Annotated in this window: 5 protein-coding genes and 1 pseudogene; 4 read left to right on the top strand and 2 right to left on the bottom strand. The window is 30.4% G+C overall.

The features are described from left to right. Positions 1-186: 186 nt before the first annotated feature. Positions 187-885, bottom strand: a pseudogene (locus AJ885_RS10920) (hypothetical protein). Beyond that, entirely contained in the window at positions 885-1,559 is a 675-nt protein-coding gene (locus tag AJ885_RS09695; RefSeq protein ID WP_002804144.1) for a S24 family peptidase, read from the bottom strand. The pseudogene AJ885_RS10920 and the gene AJ885_RS09695 overlap by 1 nt, the downstream one beginning before the upstream one ends. Before the next feature lie 149 nt (positions 1,560-1,708). On the opposite strand from AJ885_RS09695, the gene AJ885_RS09690 reads away from it, so the two are divergent. From AJ885_RS09690 to AJ885_RS09675, 4 genes are all read left to right on the top strand, one after another. Further along, a complete protein-coding gene (locus AJ885_RS09690; protein WP_002793921.1) occupies positions 1,709-1,909 on the top strand; it encodes a hypothetical protein in 201 nt (66 codons plus the stop codon). Next, the gene (locus AJ885_RS09685) at positions 1,906-3,981 is read left to right on the top strand and encodes a DDE-type integrase/transposase/recombinase (RefSeq protein ID WP_070281234.1); all 2,076 of its coding nucleotides are present in this window, start codon (positions 1,906-1,908) and stop codon (positions 3,979-3,981) included. Before AJ885_RS09690 ends, AJ885_RS09685 begins: the two co-directional genes overlap by 4 nt. Before the next feature lie 71 nt (positions 3,982-4,052). Next, the gene (locus tag AJ885_RS09680; protein ID WP_070281232.1) at positions 4,053-4,976 is read left to right on the top strand and encodes an AAA family ATPase; all 924 of its coding nucleotides are present in this window, start codon (positions 4,053-4,055) and stop codon (positions 4,974-4,976) included. A gap of 3 nt (positions 4,977-4,979) precedes the next feature. Next, positions 4,980-5,153, top strand: a 174-nt coding sequence (locus tag AJ885_RS09675; RefSeq protein ID WP_070281064.1) for a sigma factor-like helix-turn-helix DNA-binding protein, incomplete at its 3' end; no start/stop codon positions are given.

Raw genomic sequence — 5,153 nt, 5'->3', positions numbered from 1 at the left:
ACTAGCTAACAAAGAACCTAAAATCAATGAACTTGCTAATTTTTTAAGCATAATTTCTCCTTATTTAATTATTTTACTCTTTATTTGAATAATGTCGGCGGAAAAATAAAATGTAACCATAGAAAAATAAAATGATACTTTTTGGTTGCATTTTATTTTTCTACAAACCTTAAACTTAAAATGTAATTATTGTATTTCTTTTACTTTATTTTTCCAAAAATTAACAAATTTCTCATCGATTTTAGGATTTATTTCAGCTTCTTTTATTAAATCATTTATATAATCAATTCTTTTTTGCTTGGATTTAATGGTTTTTAACTTTTGAGCTTCTTCATAATACTTAATGCATTGATTTTCAAAAAGATTTACATCATAATTATCTTCCAAAAGCTGAATTATATCTATAATTAAGCCATAGGCTTTAGGATATCCTTTCTGTATTTTTTATTCTATTTCTAATGCAAGTTTTCTTCTGCTTTCTGCAATATCTTTATTTTTTGATTTTAAAGCTATATTAACGCTTTCTTCTGCAATTTGAATAAATCTTATTGCTTCTGCATATTCATCTTGATTATTTAAAAGCAAATTGTGCAAAAATTTTCCTTGCTCATTTATAGAAAGTTTTTTATATTGTTCATATAATTCTCGATAGGGTCTTTCTAATCTTTCGATCATTTCTTCTGTAATAATAGCTTTACCATAATGAATTTTTGCTGCTTCTATTAAAGAAATTTCATAATATTTAGATATTACTTCTATCTCTTTTAAATCTTGTTTAGTAAGAGCACCATCTGCTATTTTTTTTAATTTCAATTCCGTTTTAAAACCAGAATAAATAAATAAAGCAATTATTATAATTAATATTGCAATAATAAAATATAGCATCATTCATATTTTATAATAGCATTTTCAAAAGTTTTAATTGAAATTGCTTTACAAACAACGCCTATAATTTCAGCACAGCTAATTTGATCTATATTAACAACAATGTCCTTATAAAAAGAATTCATAGAGCTCAATACAATTTCATTTACAAAAGGTTGCTTGAGGAGCTTTTTGCAGTAAATTTCACCATCAAGATTAATAACCACGATATCTCCATTTTTTACAAGCTCGAGTTTATTTTTACTAACATCAACAGCTATAACATCTCCATTATGAATAAAAGGCTCCATACTATCCCCTATAACTTTAATAATATCAAGCCTTGTTAAAGGCGGCAATCCCAATGCCTCGCAAGCAAATTTTTTGCTTATTACTATTTCCGTATATTCCAATTTGCTATTTATTGCACCATATCCAGCAGCGGCAGCAACATCCGTATAGTATCTTAATTGCAAATTGTCATCATTAATTCGCATTTTGCCAAAAAAGATGCTGTCAAGCGATATATTTTGTTCTTTTGATATTTTCAATAATAACTCATAAGGGATGGTATTTCTAGTTCTCCAAGTACTTAATGTATTGGGTTTTATCTCATAAATTCCACAAAATTCCTTGTCGTCGGTAATATTTAAAATAGCATAAACTCTATTCAAAATGTCTGTTGTTTTATACATTATGAACCTTTTTTATTAAAAAATTCACAAAATGCGATAAAATAACTTGACTTAATTCGCATTTTGTCTTATAATTTGAAAAATTATTTACAAATTGTATCTTAAAAAATATCAATTTGAAATAAAAATTACAAATTAAAGGAGATATTTTGTTAAAACAATACTTTGAAGATAATGGTATCAATCTTAAAAAATTTGCTCAAAAACATAATCTTCACTATATGAGTTTATTTCGTGTAGTTAATGGACTTTATTCTGAAAAATACAAAGCAAAAACTAACACAAAAGCTGTTTATGAGAAGCTTTTTGAGCTTAAAATCATTGATGAAATGCCTAGGGCTTGTTCATGAGTTACTTCTTAGAAACCAAAGAAGCCGCACAAACTTTTAATGTAAGCACAGGAGCTTTGAGGCTTGCAGTAAGTAGAAACTCAAATAAATATGAGTGGTTAAAAGTGGATAACGAAAAAGGTGGACGCGGTGGTAAAAAACTACTATTTAAAATCAGTAAAGATGAGCTTTTAACCGCCTTTAATAAGCAATTAATCAGTAAAAATACTTTAATTTATGATGAAAAAATGCAAAAAGTTAAATTGAGTGAAATTATTACTACCGATAATTTAAAAACTGCAAATAATAGTTTAAAAACCAGTAATTTAAATTTAACAGAGTCAAAAATGAATGATGATTTGGCTGTTTTAAATTTAAAATTTGAAAATTTAAGCGATGAGATTAAAAACAATGCTAGAGAAAAGCTTAAGGCTTTAAAGCAAGTAGAAAAATATATTGAAGGTGGTTTAAAACAAAAAAGAGCTTTAGAGATATGTGGTATTTCTAAAATAGAAATTTTTAGAATTCGCAAAGCATATAAAGAAAATGGCATTCTAGGTCTTATCGACACTCGCGGACTTCACCGCAAAGATAAAACTAAACTTAGCACTTGGATGCAAGAATACGCTTTAAGAGAATATCGCACCTTTGCAGCAGGTGGTTTTAACTTTACTGAACTTTGGTGGCAAATCCACAAAGAAGCAGCCACTAAAGAAAATTATGATTTCATAGGTTTTGATTTAGGAGAGGTAAAACCGCTTTTTAGTGTAAAAACCTTACAAAATTTCATTAAAAACTACTATAAAGATAAACCATTAGAACATTGTATTATCACTCAAGGCTTAGATCGTGCAAAATCTAAGTTTCTCCCTGCACAAGGAAATCAAAGAGAGCTATATGACATGAAAAACATGTGTTGGCAAATCGATAGTTCCCCAGCTGATATTATAGTAAGAGACGATGAAACGCTAGAGCCTTTCCGCCCTCACATCTTAAGTGTCGTTGATGTCTTTAGTGGTATGGGTGTGGCTACTTTAGTAAGTAAATCAAATTCTTTAAGTTTGACGCGTCTTTTATGGAAAGCTATAGATCAATTTGGTAAGCCTGATATGATTAAAGGGGATAATGGAAAAGATTATCTTTCTAAAGATTTTCAAAGCTTGCTTGATGGGCTTAATATTACCTATGATGCAGCTATTGCTTATGCAGGAGAACAAAAAGCTTTAGTTGAAAGACGCTTTGGGACACTTCAACATGCAGGAATTTCTAAAATGCATGGACATATTGGCAATAATCTTGCCAAAAGAGAAATGATAGAGCAAAAAACTCCTAAGAAAGAAAGAAAAGCTAAAGATGAATACGGCTTTGCCAAAAAAACTAATCAAAAACTCCTTCACACATTCAGCGAAGCTTGTGAGTTTTTAGAAGCTGAAGTGATTAAATGGAACATGAGCAAAGTTCGCCGCAAAAAAGGCGTTAAAACTCCACTTGAGCTTTGGAACTCGTGCGATAGAGCTATTGTAAAAATATCTTATGAAGAATTTTTGTTTAACGCTGGAAATAAAGAACTTAGGGTCGTGGGTAAAAAAGGCATTAACTTTGAAAGTAGAGTTTATAAAAGTGCTTTAATGCCAAGTGTTGGCACAAAAGTTAAATGTGTACAAAATATCGATAATATTAAAGAGCTTTTCATTTATGATTTAAGCGGAAACTTCCTTTGTCTAGCACTTGATGAAAGTATCGCTAAACTTAGTAAAGAAAGCTATAAAATGCTTAAAAAAGGTTATGAAAGTGAAGTTAAAGCGATTAAAGAAGTGCTTAAAAAAGATGAGATTGCCGCCTTTACTAAACTTAATATTAAACAAGACTTACAAGATTTACAAAGTGCTTTTGAAAACTCACTCGTAGAAGCTAAAGAGGTGCATCAAAAATCCCTTGCAAAAGAAACTTTAAAAACTCAAAGAGAATTAGAAGAGATTAAAAACAATGCTAATGCAGATGAGCTTATTTTAAATGCTAAAAAAGAAATAAATAATGATGAAAGCGAGTTTGACATGGAAGCTTTTGTCGAAAAGAAATATTTTGCTGGTTAAAAATTGTTTAAAGCTTGATTAATCCAAGTTTTAAAGAGTTTTTACTCATAAAAAAAACAAAAGGATAAAAAATGGAATTAGTAGAACTTACTAAAAAGTTTTTAAGCACCCAAAACATCTCTCAAAACAATCTCTCCGATCGTTTAGGGATTAATAAAAGCTATATGGTGGGCTATATGAAAGAAGGAAGTAGCTATAAATACGCTTCAAAAGTAGAGCCTTTACTTGAAAAATACATTAAAAGCTTTGTGGAAGAAAAAAGCATGAAAGAGCTTCAAACACCTTTTATTGCCACTAAAGATGCAAAGGCGATTAATGTAACCATTGAAAGTGCCATGAGCAATCGCGAAATGGGAGTAATCATTGGCGAAGCGGGGACTGGAAAAAGCAGAGCCATTAAAGAATATGCCACTAAAAATGGAACAAGAGTGGTGCTTTTTGAAGCTACAACAGAAACTAGTAAAAGAATGCTTTTGGTGGGGCTTGAAAATAAACTCAATGTGTGTTTTAAAGGTTCTTTGGATGATAAGATTAGAGGCATTGCTAGCGAGTTAGCAAGAACTTCAAAGGTTTTAATTATAGATGAGAGTGAGCATTTGCCGTTTCGTGCTTTGGAGTGCTTAAGACGCATATATGATTTTTCAAATACTGCTTTAATCTTAGTAGGTACTAGAAAACTTAAAAACAATCTTACAGGCATTGGCAGAAATGATTACAACGAGTACGGACAACTAAGCTCTAGAATTGGTGCAAAATGGGAATTAAAAGGACTTTGCTACCAAAACAAAGAAGGTTTAAAAGATGAAGACTTAAAAATGCTTTGTAAGCACTTTGATGTGGAGGAGAAAAAGGCAATTGATTTGGTTTTTAACCTCGCTCGTGGCAACTTTAGAAAAAGTGAGAAGCTTTTAAAAAGAGCTTGTGAATTTGCAGATGGGAAAGCGGTTGAGCTTAAACACATAGAAGCTGCCGCATCATTTTTAATGCTTGGCTAAAAAATGAGTTTTGAAGAGATAGCTAAAGAACTTAATCTTAGCGTGACACGCGTTCATCAAATCTATACTGAAGCTCTTAGAAAGTTAAAGAGTCCTAAAAATAAAGACAAGTGGATGGCTATCTTTGAAACGATTGACTTAATCAAAAAAGAAAAAGCAAAGAAAGAAAACTTAATA

It is taken from the genome of Campylobacter sp. BCW_6464 (assembly GCF_001762775.1).
Lineage (GTDB): Bacteria > Campylobacterota > Campylobacteria > Campylobacterales > Campylobacteraceae > Campylobacter_D > Campylobacter_D jejuni.
The sequence above is the reverse complement of the archived record's forward strand: the minus strand, read 5'-3'. Positions and strand labels throughout refer to the sequence as shown.

Bases quoted from the DNA above. Each gene is read 5' to 3' on its own strand.
- AJ885_RS09695 (WP_002804144.1), bottom strand. From the start codon at position 1,559: ATGTATAAAACAACAGACATTTTGAATAGAGTTTATGCTATTTTAAAT.
- AJ885_RS09685 (WP_070281234.1), top strand. From the start codon at position 1,906: ATGAGTTACTTCTTAGAAACCAAAGAAGCCGCACAAACTTTTAATGTA.
- AJ885_RS09680 (WP_070281232.1), top strand. From the start codon at position 4,053: ATGGAATTAGTAGAACTTACTAAAAAGTTTTTAAGCACCCAAAACATC.